The sequence below is a fragment of the Nonomuraea sp. NPDC052634 genome (assembly GCF_040678535.1).
Taxonomy (GTDB): domain Bacteria; phylum Actinomycetota; class Actinomycetes; order Streptosporangiales; family Streptosporangiaceae; genus Nonomuraea; species Nonomuraea fastidiosa.
In genome coordinates this window covers 1-1,506 of the sequence record NZ_JBFATY010000027.1, presented here as the reverse complement: position 1 = coordinate 1,506, position 1,506 = coordinate 1, and the positions used below count along the sequence as shown (strand labels likewise).

The 1,506-nt window shown below is 67.3% G+C and carries 1 protein-coding gene; it reads left to right on the top strand.

Annotated elements, in window-relative coordinates:
• Window positions 1–162: 162 nt before the first annotated feature.
• On the top strand, window positions 163–1,299 hold the full coding sequence (locus tag AB0K67_RS40440; protein WP_364070935.1) for an IS701 family transposase: 1,137 nt from the start codon (window positions 163–165) through the stop codon (window positions 1,297–1,299).
• Window positions 1,300–1,506: the final 207 nt, after the last annotated feature.

Sequence of the window (1,506 nt, the reverse complement as noted above, 5' to 3'; positions counted from 1 at the left end):
TACTCCAGCCGCACTTCGAGATCTCGATCTGGTCGAGGCTGAGACGTGAGACGGCCACCGCAGTGATCATGTGGGTGTGTGGAATCCAGATGATCGGCGGTGGCCGTGGCAGCCACGGTAGCCGAAATCGACCCGCGTGTATGGGCCGATGCGTTCGATGACCTGTTCGCGCAGGTAGTGGCACCGTTCTTCGGCCGGCGTGAGCCGCGGATCAGAGCGCGTGGTTACCTGCTGGGCCTGCTGAGTTCGCTGGAACGCAAGAACGGCTGGTCCCTGGCCGAGTTCGCCGGAGACGCGACACCCGACGGGATGCAACGACTGCTCAACCACGCCCGCTGGGACGTCGATGCGGTCCGGGATGCACTGCGGGCCCAGGTCGCCGAGCGGCTCGGGTGCCTGGACGGGGTGCTGGTGGTCGACGACACCGGGTTCGAGAAGAAGGGCCGCCGCTCGGCCGGGGTGCAGCGCCAGTACACCGGCACGGCCGGAAAGATCACCAACTGTCAGGTCGGAGTGTTCGCCTCCTACCTGCACCCCGGCCGGCAACGGGTGCTGATCGACCGGGAACTGTATCTGCCCGCTTCCTGGTTCACCGCACCCGAGCGGCGCACCGACGCCGGCATCCCGGAGCAGGTGGAGTTCGCGACCAAACCGGAGCTGGCCTGGAGGATGATCGAGCGGGCCGCCGACGATCCGCTGCTCACCTTCGCCTGGCTCACCGCGGATGAGGGCTACGGCGACAACCCCGTGTTGCGTGAGCGGTGCCGCAGCCGGGGTTTGAGCTACGTGTTCGCTGTCTCCTGTGACCACCCGATCGTGCTGGCCGGCCGGAAGATGCGTGCCGATGAGGTCTTCGCCGCGCTGGAGGAGCAGGCGTGGCAGCGTTACTCCTGCGGCCAGGGTGCCAAGGGCCACCGCTACTACGACTGGGCGTGGATCCCGCTCGGCCCGGCCGAGTGGCTGCTGGCCCGCCGCTCCATCACTGATTCCGGCGAGCTGGCGTTCTACACCTGCTGGGCCACCGGCCCGGTCGCGCTGCCGGAGCTGGTGCGAGTGGCGGGATCGCGGTGGAGCGTGGAGGAATGCTTCCAGGCCACCAAGAACGAGGTCGGCCTGGACCATTACCAGGTCCGCAAGCACCTGGCCTGGTATCGGCACGTCACGTTGGCCATGGTCGCTCACGCTCACCTGGCTTTCCTCGCCGCCGGCCCACCCGGCGCAACGGGCGCTCAGCAGGGCGAGGCTTTCTCGGGCCTGGCCACACAGGGGGCCCTGCCGACAGGGACGATCACAGCTTGAGGGTGCGAACGGTGACGATTCCGGCGAGCTGATCCCGCTTACCGTCAACGAGATCCGGCGTCTGCATGCTCATCTTGCCCAGCCCCGGCACCCTGCCAGTCATCGAATCCGCTGGTCACAGTGGCGACGTCGGCATCAAGCCCGCGCCCGCCGCTGCCATTACCAGCGACAGCGACGAATCATCGATCACTAAATGCGGCTGGAGTA